This window comes from Roseomonas rosulenta (genome assembly GCF_016106005.1).
Classification (GTDB): domain Bacteria; phylum Pseudomonadota; class Alphaproteobacteria; order Acetobacterales; family Acetobacteraceae; genus Neoroseomonas; species Neoroseomonas rosulenta.
In genome coordinates, this window is record NZ_JACADR010000465.1 from 1 (window position 1) to 2,013 (window position 2,013).

Consider the following 2,013-nt stretch of genomic DNA (forward strand, 5'->3'; position numbering starts at 1 on the left):
GCGGGCCCGGAGGGCAAGGCCGCCGGTGCCTCCGCGGCCGCGGCGCCGCGCCCGCCGCGCCGGCGGTTCTCGCCCCTGCTGCGCCGCATCCTGCTGGTCAACGCCGTGCCGCCGGCGCTGCTTGCGGCCTCGCTGCTCTATCTCGACCAGTACCAGAACGGGCTGCTTGCCGCCGAGGTCGAGTCGCTGCGCACCCAGGCGCGCATCTACGCCGGCGGCATCGCCGAGGCCGCCGTGCGCCTCGATGGCGAGCGCGCGGTGCTGGTGCCCGAAGCCGCCCGCCCGCTGCTGCGCCGCCTGGTCGAACCCTCGCCCAACACCCAGGCGCGTCTGTTCGACAACACCGGGCTGATGGTGGCCGACAGCCGCGTGCGCGAAGGCCCCGGCGGCGCGGTGGTGAGCGAACCCCTGCCGCCGCCCGAGCCTCGCGGCGCGCTCACCTCCACCGTCGCCGGCGTGTACGACCGCCTCGCCGGCGTGCTGCCCGCCGGGCTGCGCGGCGGCGGGGGCAGCGGCGGCGTCGCGGTGGATGTCGGGCCCGAGGCGCCGGATTTCGACTGGCAGCCGGACCTCGGCCCCGACCGAAGGGAGGAACTGCGCCTGGCGCTCGAAGGCGGCGTGCGCCCCTATATCCGCCGCACCGGCGATGGCCGCTTGCTGGTCAGCGTGGCCGAGCCCGCACGCCGCGGCGGGCAGTCCGTCGGCATCGTGCTACTGACGCGCGAGGCGCGCGAGGTGGATGAGCGCCTGTTCCAGATCCGTGCCTCGGTGCTGCTGCTGTTCGGCACGGCGCTGGTGCTGACGGTGATGCTTTCCTTCTACCTGGCGCGCACCATCGCCGCGCCGATGCTCGACCTGGCCCGCGCCACCCAGCGCATCCGTGAGGGCGAGGGGCGCGAGCAGTCGGTCCCCGACCCGCTGCTGGCACGCAACGACGAGATCGGCGTGCTCGCCCGCGACCTGCAGAATTCCGCCCGCGCGCTCTGGGCGCGCATCGACGCCAATGAACGCTTCGCCGCCGACGTCGCGCACGAACTGCGCAACCCGCTGACCTCGGTGCGCAGCGCGCTCGAAACCCTGCGCCGCGTCGAGAACCCCGAGAGCCGGAACCGCCTTCTCGCCATCATCGCCGAGGATGCGGTGCGCATGGACCGGCTGATCGGCGACATCTCGGACAGCTCGCGCGTCGATGCGGAACTCTCGCGCACGATCTCCACGCCGGTGGACATCGCGCCGATCCTCTCCGCCCTGGCCGAGCTGCACCAGGCGACCCGCAAGGAGGACGACCCGCAGGTGGTGCTGGACGCCCCGCCGGGCCCGATGGTGGTACGCGGCGTCGAGGGCCGCATCGTGCAGGTCTTCCGCAACCTGCTCGGCAATGCGCTGTCCTTCAGCCCGGCGCTCGGGCATGTCTGGGTGCGCGCGCGCCTCGTCGGCACCATGGCCGAGGTCGCGATCGAGGACGAAGGCCCGGGCATCCCGGAACAGAAGCTCGAGAGCATCTTCGAACGCTTCTATTCCGAACGCCCGCGCGGCGAACGCTTCGGCCAGCACTCCGGCCTCGGCCTGTCGATCAGCAAGCAGATCGTCGAGGGGCTGCGCGGCACGATCTCGGCTGAGAACCGGCGCGACGCGGCCGGCAAGATCCTGGGCGCGCGCTTCGTGGTGCGGCTGCCGGCGGGGTGACACGGGCGCGATCGGGACGGCTCTGCCCTCCCGAACCCTCGCGGGCTCCCATTGCAGATGCTTTGCATCTGCAATGGGTCCCTACGCCGGTGGCATACGTGCCCCCGGACCCGCGGTGAGTGAGGGGCTGGTGGGGAGGAGGGCCTCGTCGGTTCGGCTGACACGACGGGCACGCCGTGCCCCTCCTCCCCGCCCGCCCTTTGACCCAGGGTCTGGGAGGCGGTTGCCTCCCAGCGGGGGGCGGGGGGCTGGCCCCCCGCCGCCGCCCTTTCCCCCGTCCTTCCCTCCGATGCCCCGCTCGCGCCCTTCGCAGTCCCGCCTCCTTCC

At 73.5% G+C, this 2,013-nt stretch carries 1 protein-coding gene; it reads left to right on the forward strand.

Annotated elements, in window-relative coordinates; all coding sequences use genetic code 11:
• The coding region (locus HW578_RS25860; RefSeq protein WP_255529144.1) for a stimulus-sensing domain-containing protein at positions 1-1,686 on the forward strand (1,686 nt) is incomplete at its 5' end.
• Positions 1,687-2,013 lie beyond the last annotated feature (327 nt).